The sequence below is a fragment of the bacterium SCSIO 12696 genome, assembly GCA_024397955.1.
Classification (GTDB): Bacteria; Pseudomonadota; Gammaproteobacteria; order Pseudomonadales; family Porticoccaceae; genus SCSIO-12696.
This window is the reverse complement of sequence record CP073744.1, coordinates 1,603,858-1,622,842: the sequence shown is the minus strand read 5'-3', so window position 1 is coordinate 1,622,842 and position 18,985 is coordinate 1,603,858. Positions and strand designations below refer to the sequence as shown.

Genomic DNA, 18,985 nt, shown 5'->3' with positions numbered 1-18,985 from the left:
TTCTGGGCAGTCTTTGTCGGTTATTGGGGGTTGTTCTAACCCTGGGTTTATTTACACATATTCTGATTTTTTAATCCGTTAAGCGTCGGTCACAGTCATGGATGGCCGTTGCGTTTCAAGGGGTTTGAAGGCTTTGCATCTTGTCAGGGTGCAGGGTCTTTTGCGGTTTCTCGCACTGTCTTTTTTTGTCACTGATTCTGTTGCGTCGATGCGCACGGCTGGTTTCGTGCGCGTGTCGTTTTAATGACCATGGGGAAGGTTGTTATGGGTACTTTGGGTAGGGTGGTTTCTCTGTTTACGGGTGTTGCAGCGAAGGCGTTGTTGCTGTTGAGCCTGTCCGTGTTTGGTGCTCAAGTGTTTGCGGGCATCAGTGCCACGCCAAATCCCAGTACAGGGTCGTTTACACTCAACTGGACGTACGGTGCGGACACCATTGTTGGTTACCGCGTGTACGAAAACGGCACATCCATTGATTACATCGCAGGCCATGCGACCAGTCGCAGCAAAAGTTTTTCCAACAAGCCAGTTGGCACCTACACCTACTTGGTGAAAGTCACAGTTACTCAGATTGAGACATACGAAGATGAGAACACTGGTGACGAATACGAGGAAGAGATTGATTATACGTATACAGTTGGCTCAATTACCGTCACTGTACACAATCCTACACCTGCAACACCTGCCGGTTTAAACGCGCCCACCAGTGATGGCAATGGTGCCTACACGGTCAGCTGGTCCTCGACTGCCCACGCATCCACCTATCAACTGCAACGCCGCCTGTCTGGTGGCAGCTGGAGCACCATCCACAATAGCAGTACCACCAGTCGTTCCGAGTCTGGTCTGGGCAATGGTGTGTGGGAATACCGCGTTCGTGCCTGTAACAGTGCTGGCAGTTGTTCCGGTTACAGCGGTGTGGACAGCACCCAGGTGGCCATCGCCCCCGGGGTACCGGGCACCGCCAGCATCAGCCCCAGTACCAGCTACACCGGCAGTCACTCGTTGACTTGGGGGGCGGCGTCAGGTTCTGTCACCAAGTACGACGTGGACAAACGTTTTAATGGTGGCAGTTGGAGCAACGCTTACGACGGCACTTCTCGCAATCGCACGTTTAGCGGGTTGAGCACCGGTACCCACCAATACGCCATTCGCGCTTGCCGCACCACCGGCAGTTACACCAATTGCTCAGCTTGGCGTTACTCGTCCAACGCCACGGTGACGGTTCCGTCTGCGGTGAGTCAACCCAACGCGCCCACCAACGACAACAACGGCGCATACTCCGTCAGTTGGTCTGGTTCGACCGGCGCTACCTCCTATCAGCTGCAGCGGCAAGCCAATGGCGGCAGCTGGAGCACCATCCAAACCAGCAGTGCTACCAGTCGTTCCGAATCCGGTTTGGGCAATGCGGTATACGGCTATCGGGTGCGCGCTTGTAGCGCCGTGGGTTGTTCCGCTTACAGCCCGGTGGACACCACCCAGGTGGCGATCACCCCTGGAGTACCCAGCTCCATTACCACACCGGGCACCAATTACAGTGGTACCGTGTCCCTCAGCTGGGGCGCGGCCAGTGGCTCTGTGAGCTACTACGATCTGAACAAGCAATTTAATAGTGGTAGTTGGGTAGGAGAGTACGATGGTTCTGCTCTTAGTCGCACAGATACGGGGTTGGTAGTAGGTAACTACCGTTACGCAGTCAGAGCCTGCCGTACCACTGGCAGCTATACCAGCTGTTCGGGTTGGCGCTATGGCAATACTTTTGCCGTCACCACCCCAGCGACACCGGGAACTCCCAATGCGCCTTCCGGTGATCCGGATGGCGCCTACAGCGTGAGTTGGAGCACCACCACCGGTGCTACCAGCTACGAATTGCAACGGCAAACCAACGGTGGCAGCTGGAGTACCATCCACAATGCCAGCGGCACCAGCAGATCCGAATCTGGTCTGGGTACGGCCACGTACGGTTATCGGGTACGAGCCTGTAGTGCGGTGGGCTGTTCGGGATACAGTGGTGTAGACAGTACCGATGTGGCCATTGCGCCGAGTGTTTCACCTTCGATCAGTATCTCGCCACAACACACGACCAACAGTACTCACACCGTTAGTTGGGGTGCATCAACGGGTACCGTTGCCATGTATCGCCTGGAACAGCAAAAAGACGGTGGTGGGTGGTTGGAAGTGTACTCCGGCGGTGCCACCAGTCGGGCGATCAACAACTTAATGACCGGCAGTTACCACTATCGTGTCAGGGCCTGTAACACTCAGGGTAGTTATCAGGGGTGTTCCGGTTACCGCACTACCACTAATGCCGGTTCTGTGGCGACTCCAGGCACGCCCTCAGGTCTGAGTGCGCCGGCGACGGATAACGATGGCAGCTTTACGGTGAACTGGAACGCCTCCGGCGGCGCCAACAGCTATACCTTGCAACAACGTTTGGGCAGTGGCGCCTGGAGCAACATCCATACAAGCGGCGCCACCAGCAAAGCGGTATCGGGTTTGGGCAACGGCAGTTACCAGTTCCGGGTACAGGCTTGTAACGTCAGTGGTTGTAGTGTGTACAGCAGTGCGGTGACCACCCATGTGGCCATTGCACCGGGTGTGCCTTCCAGCATCAGTGCCAGCCCTTCCACCAGTCCTGATGGCAACCATACGGTGAACTGGGGAACGGCCAGCGGCACACTGACCACATACGATATGGATCGTCGTGTTAACGGTGGTAGCTGGACCAATGAGCAAGACACCAGTGCCCGCAGTAAAGCGTACAGTGGTCAAAGCGACGGCACTTATGAATACCGGGTCAGGGCGTGTCACACCGTTGGCAGCAATACCCAGTGTTCCGGGTGGCGTACCGCAGCGGCGGTGACCGTTCTGTTGCCACCGGGAACCCCTGGTAGCACCAGTGTGCCGACCACCAATGGTACCGGCAGTTACACGGTAACCTGGACGGCGGGCAACGGCACCACCGTAGACTACTTGCTGCAAGAACAAATCAATGGTGGCAGTTGGGCCGACGTCACCACCACTGCCAGCACCAGTTACGCCGTCACCGGCAAAGGGGATGGCAACTACAGCTATCGGGTTCGCGCCAATAACGGCAGTGGCAGCAGTGGCTGGAGTGCCACGGATACGGTGGCGGTTATCCATGTTCCGGGCACTCCGGGTGCCATCAGTGGCCCAGCTCAAAGCTATGGTTCGGGCATTACCTTGACCTGGGGCAGTGCTGCGGGCAGTGTGGGTTATTACAGCCTGGAACAGCGCAAGGACGGTGGCAGCTGGGGTGTGGTTGACTCCGGTTCAGATCGTACGTATACGGCCGGCACACTCACTGAAGGCACTTACGACTATCGAGTCAGGGCGTTCAACAGCTCTGGTGGCGGCGGTTACACCGCGGTGCACAGTGTTGCTGTGGCACCTCACACACCACCGCCAGCGGCGCCAACCGCTCATGTAGAACCCGCACCCAGTGTGAATGCAGGCGAAGTGATCGAAACCGACAGTGTGGGCACGATTGCGGGCAGCTTCCGGGTGGACGAATCCGGCAGTGCCACCTACAGCATTCCCATTGCCACGGCGGCGGGTACCGCGGGTGTGGCCCCTCAGCTGTCCCTTAACTATTCCAGCCAGGGCGGCAATGGCCTGGCGGGTCTGGGCTGGAACATTGGCGGTTTGAGTGGCATCAGTCGTTCGCGCCAAACTCTCCAACAGGATGGCGACCCCATGCCCATCACCTGGGGGCCGGAGGACCGCTTTGCGTTGGATGGCCAGCGCCTGATTTTGGTGTCGGGTACCTATGGAGCGCCGGACTCCGAATACCGCACGGAGATCGACAGCTTTGCCCAGATCTACGCGCGTGGCGGTAGCACCGGTCACCCGGATTACTGGGAAGTGCATCGTAAGGACGGCTCTACCTCGTTCTATGGAGACGTGCCGACGGGCAACTTTACCGATGCCAAGCAAAACAACACAGCGGGTCAAACCCTGACCTGGGCCCTGAAAAAGTTCCAGGACAGTGTGGGCAATCCTATCTGGTTCGATTACCACAACGACGCCGATGGTCATCGCATCGAGGAGGTGAAGTACGCCTATGGCAGTGCCGGTGGCCCCAGTGGGTCTAACGCGCGGGTTCGTTTTACCTACGGTTCCCGAAACGATGTGACCCGTGGCTATGTGGCGGGGTACGAATTTAGTACCGGCCAGCGACTGACCAGTGTGACCAGTTACAACACCGGTGGCAGTGGTGAAACGGCGCTGCGCACCTACCACCTGAAGTATCTGGATCAGAGCAACAACGGCACCAGTCAAAGTCAGCCGGCTACGGATGATCTCAGCCGTCTCACCAGCATTGAAGAGTGCGTGGGCAGTCGTTGTTTGCCGGCCACTACCTTTGACTGGGCGCTGCCCAGTGTGGGTATCAGCTTCAGTCCTGTCAGTACTTTTAATATTGGTCCAGCACGTGGTGGTGACGACTACATTGCGGATTACCGCCCAGCGGATATTAATGGCGATGGACGCATGGATCTGGTGTGGCTGGAGGCCAGCCCTAATCGCCATGGTAATACAGACTATCATGCCTTGTATTACGCTTTGGCAAATGATGCCGGTGGTATGCATCCTGGGGTAAAAGTTTTTGAGGATGGGGATTTTACTGGCAATGTGCCCAACAAAATTGAAATTGTGGATTACAACGCCGATGGCCGTATGGATGTCCTGTACTGGGACAACAATGAATATGTAACGAATAAAAACAGTGAATGGCGAGTTCACCTTTCATTGCCTCAAGCCAATGGAGCGTGGAGGCTGTCTAGTAGCGGATTTAGCTTTGGTACGGGCATTCCTGCAAATAAGGACAATACCTTTGCTGACATAAATGGTGACGGTTTGGTGGACTTGGTTGAGAATAACAATGTTCGCTATCTCAAGCACGACGGCAGTCAGCCAATTACATCGAACCGCTACTATTACTTCTCCAACCACTTTAATGGCGCCATTGATATTGACCCACCCAGTGGTTATTGGAATGAGTTAAGAGACAACTGGGGCCCTGAACGCATTAGTGCCAGCGGAGGTGACTTTGATGGCGATGGTCGGGTGGATTTTATTGGTCGTATATCTGGTTATAACGAAGAAATAGTGGGTGACGATGAAGACATTGAAGAAACTGACCATATCACCCTGAATGACATTTGGCTCCATAAAGGTTTTGACAGTGGCAGTGGTGATATTGAAACAGCGTTATTTTCCAGCAGTGTATTAAGAAACGTAAGTGAAGGAGATATTAGATACGCCGATTTTAATGGCGATGGCCTAACCGACGTGCTCTTTAAAAAACTTGGCAGTTGGCGTGTGGCCTTAAGCGATGGTACTCGATTAATAACACTATCGGATACGCTGGGCACTGACATTGAAAAGGACCTTCAGGTAGTCGATTACAATCGTGATGGTTATCAGGATGTGGTTTGGCATGATGTTGATGATAGACAGATAAAAGTTCGCTACTGGAACGGTAGTGGCTTTGATCTGGCAGAGAACGCTAAAGGTACTTTGGGTAGTATTGAGGATCTGGAAAGGCGTCGCTATCAGTTTACGGACGTCAATGCCGATGGCATTACGGATGTGGTGCAGTTTGATCTTCAATTCGGTGGAGCTAACACCTCCAAAATCTATCTGTCCACGCAACAAAATGTTCCCACCAACCGCATCACCGGTGTCACCAATGGCCTGGGTGCGGAAACCAATATCACCTACGGTACCCTGGCTACCAGCGGCCACTACCAGCGCGTTAACGTTGGTAGCACTACCCACACCTACGACGGTCCCTGCTTCCCCGAGAATCCCTACGACGAAGACGAGGAAGAGTTTGACCCAGGCGAGTGCGAATACACCTACAGCACTGCCAATGTGGGCGACTTTTACAGCATGCTCAACGGCGGATGGGACGTGCAATCCAGCGCCCACACTCTGGGCAAAGACGTTAACGACGACGGGCAGCGAGATCCGGTACTGGAGCTAAACGGCCCCATGTACGTAGTGACCGATGTGGCCAGTTCCGCACCGGCGGCGGATGACGCCAATCCTGGTACTGTGAACAACAACGCCACCAGTTCCATCAGCTACTACTACGGCGAAGCCAAAGTACAGGCCATGGGCCGAGGCTTTTTGGGCTTCCAGCGGCTGAGAACCGTGGACAACCAAACCGGGGTGATCACCACCACCAGCTATCGGCAAGACTTCCCGTTTATTGGTTCACCACTGCAAACTACGGTGACCACCGACGATGGCCACGTACTGAGCATGTCTGAGAACATCTGGAAGCTCAAACACTGGAACGGGAGCAGCCATACGGAGTGGAGTGGCACCGGCATGCCGGCGACCAAACTTTACGCGCCGTACCTGGCCCGCAGTATCGAAAAAACCTACGACCTGGCGAGTAATGGCAGTGCCCAAGGCGCTCATCTGCAAACGGTGACCACCGACAACCTCTATGACAGTTACGGCAACCCGCTGACCATTACCGTCACCACCGACGATGAAACCGGCAGCGACCAGTTTGTCAAAACCACCACCAACACCTACGGCACCAGTACTTGGGAGCGGGAGATGGGTCGCCTTAGTCGCACCCAGGTGGTGAGCACCCGCAGCGGCAGTGTCGCCGACACCGAGACCCGCACCAGTGCCTTTACCTACATCACCAGCGGTGACAAACGCGGCCTGCTGGCCACGGAAGTTATTGAGCCAGACAATGTTGCCTACCGGTTGACCACAACGTACCAGTACGACAACTTTGGCAACAAACTGCGTGCTACCACCAGTGGGGCAGGGGTTACCTCTCGCTACAGCCGCAGCGAATACGACGCCTTGGGCCGCTATGTCGAGCGCAGCTTCAACAGCCTGGAACAAAAAACCAGCGAAGTGGTTACCCGCAACGGCTACGGTCAAGTTACCCAGGCCAGAGACCTCAATGGTCTGGACGTGGTCAGCGCTTACAGCCCGTTGGGCCGCAAATACTTTGAACGCGGCGAGACCGGTGGCTTTAGTAAAACCTACCTGACGGACGCGGACACCAGCCACTGTCCGACAGGCACGGTCTACAAAGCCATCAGCCACAGCGCCGGGGGTGGGCAGAGCCAGCAATGCTTTGACAAACTGGGTCGTGCGATTCGTAGCCTGAGCGTGGGTTTTAGTGGCAACTGGATTGCCAGCGACGTGGAGTTCGACACCCTGGGTCGCACCAAACGCCAGAGCGAACCCTACTACCTGGACAGTGGTTCTCCCATCTACTGGACCACCATCGACTACGACATCCTGGGCCGTCCGACCACCACCACACTGCCGGACAACAGCACCGGTAGCGTGCAATACAACGGCTACAGCACCGTCACCATCAACGACAAAGGCCACCGCAAGGTGGAAACCAAAAACGCGTTGGGCGAAGTGGTGGGTGTGACCGACAACGAAGGGGGCAGTGGTCATGAAACCTCCTCGGTCAGCTACGCCTACGACGCCCAGGGCAACATGACCACCATGACCGACTCGGCGGGCAACGTGAGCACCATTCACTACGACCTGTTGGGCCGCAAAGACTGGATGGATGATCCGGACAAGGGCTACTGGACCTACAGCTACAACGTGTACGGCGAACTGGAATCACAAACCGATGCCAACGGTCAGACCAGCACACTGAGCTACGACGTGTTGGGCCGACTGATCCATCGGATTGATCGCCGCACCAACAACAGTGTGGAAAGCGACACCCAGTGGCACTACAACAACGGCACCAGTGGGCTGGGCCTTGGCTTGCTGAACAACGTTCAACAAGACAACGGCGATGACGGCACTAACGACTACGTCAAAACCGTTACCTACGACACCTACGGGCGGGTGACCCACACCGCCACGGCACTGGGGGCTGGCGGCAGCGACGGCAGCTACATCGAACAAGTGACCTACGACCAATACGGCCGTACTTACCAAACCTTCGATGCGTCTACCGACCCCACTGGGGCTACCGGTTACCAGGGCACTCAAAGCCATTACAACGCCTACGGCTACATGGACTGGGTGGGCGATGCAGTGCTGGGCAGCAATGGTCAACCGCGGAGTATCTACCGCACCATCACCAGCATGGACGCACGGGGTAACGTGACGGGTGAAACCCGGGGCGACAACGTCAGTATCGCTCGGGTGTACGACCCACAAACCGGGCGCATCGAAACCATTGATGCCACTCACGCCTTGGGGGCCGAAGTCCAGGACCTTGAGTACGAGTGGGACACCATTGGTAACCTGGAATGGCGAGAAGAAAAATCCGGTAACAAAAACCTGCGAGAAAACTTTGGCTACGACGACCTCAACCGCCTGACCAGCTACCAGGTGGTAGGCCAAGCGGCCAAAACCGTGCAATACGACGCCCTGGGCAACATCCTCTACAAGAGTGATGTGGGTACCTACAGCTACGGTACGGGCAATAATAGCGGAGCCGGGGACGCGGGCGTACACGCGGTGACCCAAATTACGGGAGCGGAAGCGGCCACCTACAGCTACGACGACAACGGCAACAATACCAGTGGGGATGGCCGCAACATCACCTACAGCACCTTTGACAAGCCCTTAACCATCAGCAAAGGCGGTCACACCACCGGGTTCCAGTATGGGCCGGACAGAGCCCGCTACAAACGCACCGACACCAACAGTAGTGGCACCAAAACCACCCTGTACGTGGGCAACACCGAGTGGATTACCCAGGTCAATGGCGATAAAGAAATCAAACGCCATCTGGGGGGGACTTTGATTACCCTGAAGCTCAACAGTGCGGATCAACTGCAAAGCGTGGATACCCACTACCAGTACCATGATCATCTGGGCAGCCTGGACGTCATCACCGACGAAACCGGTGCGATTGTGCAGGAAATGAGCTTTGACGCCTGGGGCGAGAGAAGGGACGCTACAGATTGGACGGCCTTGGCCAATGGGGCATTGACCACCTTTGACAGCAGCATCACCACCAGAGGCTTTACGGGCCATGAGATGCTGGATGAGGTGGGTGTGATCCATATGAATGGGCGGATTTACGATCCGAAGATTGCCAGGTTCCTTCAGGCCGATCCGTTTATACAAGATCCATTAATGAGCCAAAGCCTCAATAGGTACGCCTACACAATCAACAATCCGCTCAACGCGACGGATCCGAGTGGGTACTTTATATTTACATTGGCGGCAATCGTATATACGGCAGCTGTTGAAGGGATCAAATGGTACGTAGCAGCAGCTATTTTTGGTGCAGCTGGTTTTGCAGATGCGTTACTTCAAGGTGCGAGTCTTGGTGATGCCTTAAAATCTGGTATATCAGCAGCTGCGCTCTCTGCTGTTGGAGCAAACTTTGGCTTAGAGGCCGGGCAAAGCTTTGGCTTTAACCCTGCCACTTATAGATATGTGGCTGCTATGGCGGTTACTTCAGGTGTTACATCGGTGCTCCAAGGTGGTAAATTTGGCCATGGTTTTGCCTCGGCGGGCTTAGGGGCAATTGCCGGAGGCGCTTTAAAGATTGACGGGATCAAAAGCGTAGGAGCAAAAGCAGCAGCTAGAGCGATTGTTGGAGGTACTGTTTCCCAACTGTCGGGTGGAAAGTTCTCTAATGGTGCAATATCGGGGGCATTCTCTTCTTTAGCCAGTGATTATGGTGAAAGCCTTAAAAGTGATCCTCGCCAGGACTTTTCGATAAGTTTTGAAGCAGATATAGATATTGTGGACCAACCTAGAGAACCTGTGATTAATGAGGATGTGGTTACAGAATCCATGGATGGAGGAGCGCAGGCTGATCTTAGGCCAGCTCCGGCGTCTAATGGCAAAGGTTCGGTCACTAAACGAGATTATCAGGCACCGAATATTAGCCGAGATTTACCGAATGCGGTGGCAACCGATACAAGGATGGTTAGTGCGATAGACTTTGCTAGTCCGGGGGTTGACCCACAAAAATTATCTTATGGTGTTGCATCTTTGGGTGACTATGGTGATAGGTTGCAAAAAGCTGCTTTGGGCACGATTGGGGTTGCTGTTTCTGCTCCTGTTATCATAGGTGAATTAGGTGTTGTACAAACTCTGGTTTGGGCAGATAGGGTTACTACTGCAGGTACAGTTGTAAGCTTTGCTTCTGACCCAAACGTACGGGATGCGTTTTCGCTGGGTGTGAGTGGTAGTAGAGAAGCTTTTACAACCTACGCAGATAAGTTACAGAGGACATCCAGATTTGGCTCACCATCAAAGGCGGCAACAGTTGTTGGTGTCGCGATATCTCAAACAGTGTCCAATTTGCCATGAAAGAAGTAGAAGGTAGAAATTTATTTACATATATTTTTTGGGTTAGCGCTCCATCGCTATTTGCATTCTTTTTGTTGGAAAAATATGTTGGTTTTTACGTCACTATTTTAGTGGTAATAATTTTGAATATTGCCAGCTCCAAGCTTATTTTTAATAAATTTTTAGGGTTAAAAGAAACTTTTTTATTACGCTGTATTTTTTTATGTTCAATTACTAATGTAATTTTTTTTGGATTTATATTTTTTTATGATATTAGTGCTAAAAACAGTATAGTGCTGATGTTGGTATTGTTGGCTAAATATGCTCTGGATTATTGGTATTTATCCAAATATTTAATAGTTTTAAAAGAATGAACATGAACAATGGGTCATTAAAGGGGTCAGAGTGAAGCTCCCCCAGTTTAACGGATACTTAAAATCAGCGACACTGTCGCCACAGGAGTATCCCCATGACATCAAAGAGAAAGCCTTATAAGACCTACACCCGCGACTTTAAGTTGGAAGCTGTTCGGCTAATGGAAGAGTCGGGACGCTCACCAGCTGAGATAGCCATGGAACTAGGCATTCGTCGCAATCAATTGTACAAGTGGAAAGAACAACTTGCCGAAAAAGGCGAGGACGCCTTCTCTGGTCGTCGCGGTCGGCCAAGCCAAGAAAACCAAAATGAACTTTCCGCTCTCCAAAAGGAGAATGCTCGTCTCAAGGAAGAAGTTGAAATACTAAAAAAGGCCGCAGCGTACTTTGCCAGAGACCTCAAGTGAAGTACGCCTTCATCAAAGAGCAGCGCCGTAGCCATGCTGTTCAACGTTTGTGTTGTGTACTGGGCGTGTCAACCAGCGGCTTTTACGACTGGTGTAACCGGCCAGAAAGTGCTCGTGTTAAGGAGAATCGCCGGTTAACGACGCAAATACGCTGTTTCCATCGAGCGAGCCGTGGCACTTATGGCTCTCCGCGCATTCATCAAGACTTGCGAGATATCGGTGAGTCCGTGAGCGTTAATCGGGTTGCCCGCTTGATGAAAAGCCAGGGAATACAGTCCAAGGTGGCTAGAAAGTTTGTGGTTACAACGGACTCAAAGAATACATTACAACCCGCTCCAGATTACTTGCAGCGACGCTTCTGGGCACTAAAAGCCAATCATGCCTGGGTGTCGGATACGACGTTTATCCGCACGCGTCAGGGCTGGCTATACCTTGCTGTCGTACTCGACCTGTACTCTCGGCAAGTGATCGGCTGGGCCATGAGTGACAGCAATAACAGCAAGCTGGTAAAGGATGCTCTCACTATGACTGTGTGGCGGCGGGGGAAGGTAGAGGGTGTGATTGTGCATTCGGACCAGGGAAGTACGTACGCGTCTGGCGACTACCAGCAACAGCTGTTGGAGAACAAGCTTATATGCAGCATGAGCCGCAAAGGTGAGTGCCTGGACAACGCAGTTGCTGAGAGCTTTTTTGGCAGTTTGAAAACGGAACTGGTGGATCACGAAGATTATCGAACTAGGCAAGAAGCCAAACAAAGCCTCTTTGAGTACATTGAGGTGTTTTACAATCGGTATCGACGGCATTCTTATTTGGGCTATGTGAGCCCAGTAGAGTACGAGAGAAAGAATGCCTCTTAATTTATCACTCCGTTATTTTGGGGGAACGTCAACCCTCTTCAGGTAACTTTTAATGGAGGAGCTGTCAATTACTCACATGCTTCAGCAGTCATTTCGAAAGTCGGGGCGAATCTTGATCCAATTAGCTCTTATAATGTGCATAGGTTTGATTTGGTTCCTCAGGTTATTGGTGGGATGGTAATATTTTTGAAGTGATAGGCTCCATATTGGCTGCTCCTACACTATTTATGGGTCCGAATATTAGCCCTCATACTGTCTATAGGCCTAAGCCATGAAAAATATAAATAAATTATTTTTATTATTTTTTACTGTCTGCACATGTTCATGCAAGAGTCAGGAACTCGATATGGATATAGAAGCTTGGGTCAACTACCACATTAGTTTTAATGATCATAGTGCTAGCTTTTCTCTTCCCTCGGGAGGAAGGCTCACCGTATCCCCAGTTTCAGAAATTTCTAACGAATATTTGAATAAAGATTTTCTTACTATACTTGATGTCGGATATGACTATAAAGATGGGTACCAGTCAGTTCCAGGGTTTAGGTTGGGGGTTCAAATAACGAAATACCCCGAAGGTATCATGGGTCAAAATGCACAAGGGGGCGAGCTACTCGATGTTTTATTGTTGACGTTCAATAAACTGTACTCTGGTTCTGTAAGTTACAAAGAGAAAACCAGAGAAGATCTCACGTTGGAGTCAATTGGAAGAAATATTTGGGTTTATTCATCAGGAAAGAATGGTGAAAGCTATTCTATGAATTTCACTGAGTGTTGTTTTATTTCAGTAAATGCAAACTATTATGGGAAAGAGTATTTAAATGAATCATGGCTAAAATCAAGAAAAGAAATTTTTAGGAAATTTGTAGAAAATTTCTTAGTAGAATAGATAGTTGTATAGCGCATCCGAGCTTTACTTTAAGAAAGATGGCGCTCTCTGAGAAGGGGTGACTATCTAGAAAAAGTCTTGGTGGTTATCTGCCGGGGCTTTTTTAGTGCCTGCCTATTTTGTTGCCGAATGGTCACTTTGCGCCAGCAGGGTGGTCAGTGAGTTCCGGTTTGAGTGGTCAGTCTTTGCCAGCAGCGTGGTTGCTTTGGTGCAGTGCATGCAAAATACTATCCATCACCTTACCTCGATAAAAACCTCCCTGTTTGTCGCCACTAGCTTCGTAAAATTTGATAATGTAGATGGCCGATATATATCCGCTATGACTGTTGGAGGGAGAGTATGTGTGACGAACAAACAGAAAAAGACAACGAAGAGTTTGCCAGAAATGGTGGGCAGTTAAATCGGCGCGATTTCAGCAAGTTGGGTGTGGCGGCGATTACCGCCTTGGTGTTTCCTTCAGTTGCTTCGAGCTCTGAAACGCTTGAAGAGTCGGATGTTTCGGTACCCATGGCAAATGGGGTTTCCGATTGTTATTTCGTCAGGCCCGCCAAAGGAAAATGCCCCGGTGTTTTGATGTGGCCAGACATTAAAGGGTTGCGGCCCGCGTTTAAGGCCATGGGTAAGCGCCTTGCCATGGCTGGCTATGCGGTACTTGTCGTCAATCCGTTTTATCGGGATGCCAAAGCGCCGGTGGTCGGGCCGGGAGCGGACTTCCGCGACCCGGATACTCGAACGTTTCTTCGCGGTATGGCGAGTAAGCTCACCCAAGATGCGAGTATGTCGGATGCCCGTGATTACATTGCATTTCTCGATAGCCAGCAGAGTGTCGATACCGGCAAAAAAATTGGCACCTTGGGTTACTGCATGGGTGGCCGTCTGATTATGCGAACCGCTGCTGCAGTTCCCCAGCGGGTTGGCGCTGCGGCGTCTTTCCATGGTGGTGGGCTGGTTAAAGATACCCCTGACAGCCCACATTTGTTGATTCCTCGCTCAACGGCGCAAGTGTTGCACGCTATCGCCGAGAACGACGACAAGAAAGACCCTAATGCCAAGCACGTTCTGGCTGAGACTTATAAAGCTGCAGGTATTCCGGCGGAGATTGAAGTTTACGAAGGCGCGCTACACGGCTGGTGTCCGCCAGATTCCAGGGTGTACAACAAGGAGCAGGCGGAAAAAGCCTGGGCCAGATTGCAGGTACTGTTTAAGACGGCTCTGGTCTAGTTCACGCTGTAAATACAGAGAATAAATATGTCTTCACCATCAAATCGTTTACTCAATACCGCGTTATTTATTGCGCTTGCTATCTGTCTGCTGCTGTTTGTTGTGGCGATATGCGGCTACCGACTGGAATTTTGGCGTTTTGGTATGTCGGCAAAAATCATTCGCTGGGGAATTTATCTGGCGATGGGTGTCGGTGTCGCCGGTATCGGTGTGTTTATCAAAGCGTTAATTGATAAAAGCTCTGTTGTGCCCGCTATCGCTGCGGTTGCCATCGCGGTGATACCGGTTGCGATGGTGGTGCCAAAAGTGCTGGAGGCGCGATCGGTACCGAAAATACACGACATCACCACCGATCTGGTGACGCCACCGGCGTTTGACAAAGTGGTGCTGTTGAGGGGTGACAACAGTAACCCATTGGATCGCGCCAATCCCGAATTGGCAAAACTGCAAAGTGATGCCTACCCGGATATTCAGCCCATTGTGTCGCAGCTCACACTACCGCAGGCGATTGAGCGTGCCGCTGACGTTGCCGAAAGCTTGGGCTGGGAAGTGGTCAATCTTGATCAATCAACGGGTCTGGTGGAAGCGGTTGTAACGACGCCCATGTTTGGTTTTAAAGACGATGTGGTTGTGCGTGTCACCCGTAATGACGGTGACACCCGCATCGACCTGCGTTCAGTATCTCGCGTCGGCCGCAGTGATCTAGGTGCCAATGCTGCTCGTATCAGGCGTTTTATCCAAGCGTTTTGAACCCTTCAGAAATATCTTTCGCCTGGCCCTTTTGCGGTTGGGTGGGTTTTAACAGCGCCATCAACAGCGCCGGTAAAAACGTTAAGCTCAATACCGTGGATACCAAAATGCCACTGAGGACGATAATGCCAACACCGCGGTAGAGTTCGGTGCCTTCGCCGGGAATCAGTACCAGTGGCGCCAGACCAAATATGGTGGTGGCGGTGGACATCAGAATAGGCTTTAAGCGTTTTTTCAGCGCCCGGTGAATGGCGTCTTTTACGGAAGTGCCCTGTTCAAGCAAACAACGCCGAGTCTGGTCGACAATCAGAATTGGATTATTGACCACGGTGCCCAGCAGAATCAAAAAGCCGAGCATGGTAATCATGTCAAAAGGTTGATGGAAGGCATTCATTCCCAGAAAACCCAGCCCCGCGTTAATCCCGTTGACCAACACCAAGCCTAACAAGCCACCTGCCATACCCAGCGGTACCGTTGCCAAAATAAACAGCGGGTAACGCCAGTGGGTAAAAATGGCCACCAGCAATAAATAAATCAGTATAAGCGCGACAAGGAAATTGCTCGATAGCGCTTTACGAGTGGCTTCCAGTTGGTCGGCAGCGCCGCTGATGCTGACCTTTATTCCCTGGGCGATTTTATTTTCTTGCCATAGCTGCGGTAGCAGTTGTTCACGCACGATGGCCTCTGCGGTTTCCAGGGCGAGGTTTCGCGGCGGAATGATATAAACGGTTACGGTGCGATTGCTGTCCACTCGCCGAATACTGTTGCTGTTTTTGCTTTCCACCAAATCCGCCAGCGCACTCAACGGCAGTATTTGACCATTGCCCACCAAGATTGGTGACCCGGCCAGATTGGGCAAGGTCTGTCGGTTGCCCGCATTGCTGAACAGGAAAATATCCACTTTATCGTCTTCGAGAATAAACTCATCCACGTAAGCGCCATCACTCATGGCGGCGATGGAATAATTTAAATCGCGGCTGCTCATGTTCAGTTCCGCTAGGCGTTCCCATCTTGGCTTTATCTGGATCAGTGGCTGATCCAAACTCAGAGAACGGGGCTCGGAATTGATTTGCGGTTGGTCAAAATAGATATCCGCTGCTTGGTAAACCGCATCGGCGGCTTTGTAAATATCAGTAATGTTGTTACCGGCGATATCCAGCGCCACTGCTCGGGTGCCACCATCGTTGCTGGAAATAATCGAGCCTCTGGCGGAAAACGCACGCATGCCCGGGTAACTTTTAAATTTGCTGGTAATACCCTCCATCATGGCGTTGATGTTTTCTGCATCAGAGGGGGCGCTGAGAAACCAGATACGACCATTGGAAATCGACATCATGTAATAGGCCAGCGGCGGCATATTGTCGTCGCCGCTGTTAAACGCTGCCGGGTCGGCGTCAATGTACTGATTAAAATAGGCTCTTAAATCATTGCCAATTTTTTTCATTTCCGTCAGGTTGTAACTGGGCGGCGCCACCATATTTGAGAACGCTTTGGGCTCTTCACCTTCCGGAAGATACTCGGCGGCGGGCATCAGCAAATAAGCCAGCGACAGAATGCCTGCAACAAATACACCGCTGTACATACGGGCTTTTTTTCGCGAGCGGGTAAATACGGCGGACAGCTTTAACCAGCGATCCGACAGCTCAAATGATTCACTTTTGGTGATCGCAGACTTTTTACCAAAGTGTGCCAGTGCCGATGGAATAACCAAAATGGCCACCAGCATCGAAGCGATAATGGCGCCGGAAATGGCAATGGCAATGTCGGAATACAGCTGCCCCGCTTCCTGAGCGATAAATAAAATGGGGGCGAACACCAATACGGTCGTGGTGGTGGAGGCGAGTACCGCAGGCCACACCTCTTTCACGCCGGCAATGGCCGCCTGAACTTTGTTTAACCCTTTTGCTCGCTGCTGCAAGATGGACTCCAATACCACAATGGTATTGTCCACGGTCATGCCGATGGCAAAAGCCACGCCAGCGAGAGAAATCACATTGATGGTGCGGCCAAACGCGGTTAACGCCAAAAATGCAAAAATGGTGCAAATGGGGATGCCAATAACGCCGATCGCGGTAGCACGGCCGGAACGCAGAAAGGCGTACATCACCAAGGTCGCCAGCAGGGCACCAATGGCCAGGTTGGTCCACACGTTGCTCAGTGAACTTTGAACGTACTGAACGTCATCACTGGTGAGTTTGAGTTCCAAGCCGTTTTGTTGCAGTAAGTCCTGATTGAGGCTGGCAATCACCGGCAACATTTGTTCTTTAATTTCCAGAACATTGGAGCCGCTTTCCCGTCGCACCGACAGGTTAATGTTGCGCCTGCCATTAAAAAACCGCTCGCCACGGGTTTCAAAGTGATCCAGTGTGATATCGGCCACGTCTTTCAGGCGGGTATTGGCCTGCCCCTGGCGTTTGATAATCAGGTTTTCCAGTTCGTTGAGCCGTTCGAAGCGACCGACAACCCGCATCAGATATCGGCTTTTGCCACTTTCAATATCACCCGCGGAGGCGTCGGAATTGCGCTCGCGGATAGCGCTTCTAACGTCTGTCAGGCTAATGCCCCTTTGCGCCAGGCGCCCGGCATCCACCTTTATTTGAATTTGGCGCTGGGCGCCGCCGCGAACGCGAACCTCAGAGACTCCGGCAACGGATTCCATTCGGGGGCGGATAAAATCCTCGGCGTAGTCGCTGAGCAAATCCATATCCAGCTGCATGGGGTTGCCCTCAATCGGGCGCAGCGTCAGGTGCATAAAAGCATTGCTGGAAAAGGAGCTGGAAAACAGCCGTGGCTGATCCACATTTTCCGGATAGGCGGGCACCTGGCTGAGGGCATTGTTGACCCGGATAAGAGCGTCGTTGACGTCTACCCCAAACGGAAACTCCAACTCAATATTGGCTTCCCCCATTTCCGCAGACGAGAGCATGCGCTGCAAGTTGGGCAGGCTGCGTAAATAGCGCTCTTGCTCGATCAGAATTTCCTTTTCCACATCTTGCGGTGTCGCGCCTGGCCAGCCGGTACGTACCGTAATGGTGCGTACTTCCAGATCCGGGATCATTTGCACCGGTATATTAAAGGCGGCCACCAGGCCCAGGATGCAGCTAATCAATACCACCACCGCAACCAGGATGCCGCGTTTGACCGCTGCCTCGATCATGGTTGTGTACGCTTAATGGTCAATGGCTCTCCGTCACGCAGCAGGGCGATACCTGAGGTGACATAAGCGTGGTTGGCTGGTGCCCCAGTCACCGCGATCTGTTGCTCTTTTTCATCGACGACGCTGACGATAAAGCGCTCCGCCACACCGTTAATTACAGCAAATACACTGCTGCCGCCGTCTGGATGCTGTTTGAGTGCTTTCTTAGGCAGCCAGATCAGCTGCTGTTGTGTTGCGCCGAACTGCAAGTTGGCACTGGCGGACATACCAGGTACCAGATTTTCCAATGCAGGCAGGTCAATATGAGCGGTAAAAGCCCGGCTTTGTTCGTTGGAGACCGCCACGTAGCGGCTGATGGTACTTTTGAACCCATCTGCGCCGGTAACGCCGGGAGTTACCATTACCACAATATTCTCCGGCTGTTTTAAAAGCCGGTAATACTCTTGCGGAATAGAAACCACCAAGCGGAGTTTGTCTTGCTGAACCAGGCCCAACACCGAACTTTGTTGCGTCACCCATTCGCCGAGGTCCGCATTGCGCTGGGAAATCACACCATTGAATGGCGCATACAGGGTGTGTTGATTCACCAGTTCCTGTTGATAGGCGAGGCTGGATGATTGTTTGCTCAACTCTGCTTCGGCAATGGATACAGCCGCTTTGCGCCGGGCAATCAGAGTTTGTGCCAGTGCCTGTTGTTCTGATAGTGCCAACGCTTCCTGATAAAGCCGTTTCGCCTCTGCAAGGTTGACTTTGCTGCTGGCAACGCTGGCTCTTGCTTCGGCCAGTGTCAGTTTTGCCAATGTGGCATCCAGTGCCATCAACTTTTGCCCTTGGGTTACCCGGTCGCCAACTTCCACAAAAAATCGCTCGATAACCCCTGCCTGCAAACTGGCCAGGTTGGCGTTTTGCACCGCTTCCACAGTGCCCGTTAGCGTGAGTGCTTGGTACGTCGGCTCCGGTGCCGGGTAGAACACGTCCACTTCAGTGGCTTGAGCTGATATCACTGAATGGGCGCAAAGTGCGAATAGGCCGACTAGGGCTCGTAT

The 18,985-nt window shown here is 52.4% G+C and carries 9 protein-coding genes; 7 read left to right on the top strand and 2 right to left on the bottom strand.

The features are described from left to right. Positions 1-264 precede the first annotated feature (264 nt). From KFE80_07405 to KFE80_07375, 7 genes are all read left to right on the top strand, one after another. A complete protein-coding gene (locus KFE80_07405) occupies positions 265-10,308 on the top strand; it encodes a VCBS repeat-containing protein (protein ID UTW44231.1) in 10,044 nt (3,347 codons plus the stop codon). Next, entirely contained in the window at positions 10,305-10,661 is a 357-nt protein-coding gene (locus KFE80_07400; GenBank protein ID UTW44230.1) for a hypothetical protein, read from the top strand. The genes KFE80_07405 and KFE80_07400 overlap by 4 nt, the downstream gene beginning before the upstream one ends. 95 nt (positions 10,662-10,756) lie before the next feature. After that, complete coding sequence (locus KFE80_07395; protein UTW44229.1) at positions 10,757-11,068, top strand: transposase; 312 nt, start codon at positions 10,757-10,759, stop codon at positions 11,066-11,068. Beyond that, positions 11,065-11,925: an IS3 family transposase gene (locus KFE80_07390; protein ID UTW44228.1), complete on the top strand. Its 861-nt coding sequence runs from the start codon at positions 11,065-11,067 to the stop codon at positions 11,923-11,925. Before KFE80_07395 ends, KFE80_07390 begins: the two co-directional genes overlap by 4 nt. Before the next feature lie 346 nt (positions 11,926-12,271). Then, positions 12,272-12,811: a hypothetical protein gene (locus tag KFE80_07385; GenBank protein ID UTW44227.1), complete on the top strand. Its 540-nt coding sequence runs from the start codon at positions 12,272-12,274 to the stop codon at positions 12,809-12,811. Positions 12,812-13,150: 339 nt separating this feature from the next. After that, a complete protein-coding gene (locus tag KFE80_07380; protein UTW44226.1) occupies positions 13,151-14,032 on the top strand; it encodes a dienelactone hydrolase family protein in 882 nt (293 codons plus the stop codon). A gap of 27 nt (positions 14,033-14,059) precedes the next feature. Further along, positions 14,060-14,782: a DUF1499 domain-containing protein gene (locus KFE80_07375; GenBank protein ID UTW44225.1), complete on the top strand. Its 723-nt coding sequence runs from the start codon at positions 14,060-14,062 to the stop codon at positions 14,780-14,782. On the opposite strand, the gene KFE80_07370 is transcribed toward KFE80_07375, so the two are convergent. Together KFE80_07370 and KFE80_07365 are read right to left on the bottom strand one after the other, a co-directional pair. After that, complete coding sequence (locus tag KFE80_07370; GenBank protein ID UTW44224.1) at positions 14,766-17,939, bottom strand: efflux RND transporter permease subunit; 3,174 nt, start codon at positions 17,937-17,939, stop codon at positions 14,766-14,768. The genes KFE80_07375 and KFE80_07370 overlap by 17 nt on opposite strands. Further along, positions 17,936-18,943 carry an efflux RND transporter periplasmic adaptor subunit gene (locus KFE80_07365; GenBank protein ID UTW44223.1) on the bottom strand — a complete coding sequence of 336 codons (1,008 nt, stop codon included), beginning with the start codon at positions 18,941-18,943 and terminating at the stop codon, positions 17,936-17,938. The genes KFE80_07370 and KFE80_07365 overlap by 4 nt, the downstream gene beginning before the upstream one ends. Positions 18,944-18,985 lie beyond the last annotated feature (42 nt).

Excerpts from the sequence above, each read along its gene's own strand:
- KFE80_07405 (UTW44231.1), top strand. The coding sequence starts at position 265 with ATGGGTACTTTGGGTAGGGTGGTTTCTCTGTTTACGGGTGTTGCAGCG.
- KFE80_07400 (UTW44230.1), top strand. The coding sequence starts at position 10,305 with ATGAAAGAAGTAGAAGGTAGAAATTTATTTACATATATTTTTTGGGTT.
- KFE80_07395 (UTW44229.1), top strand. The coding sequence starts at position 10,757 with ATGACATCAAAGAGAAAGCCTTATAAGACCTACACCCGCGACTTTAAG.
- KFE80_07385 (UTW44227.1), top strand. The coding sequence starts at position 12,272 with ATGGATATAGAAGCTTGGGTCAACTACCACATTAGTTTTAATGATCAT.
- KFE80_07380 (UTW44226.1), top strand. The coding sequence starts at position 13,151 with ATGTGTGACGAACAAACAGAAAAAGACAACGAAGAGTTTGCCAGAAAT.
- KFE80_07375 (UTW44225.1), top strand. The coding sequence starts at position 14,060 with ATGTCTTCACCATCAAATCGTTTACTCAATACCGCGTTATTTATTGCG.
- KFE80_07370 (UTW44224.1), bottom strand. The coding sequence starts at position 17,939 with ATGATCGAGGCAGCGGTCAAACGCGGCATCCTGGTTGCGGTGGTGGTA.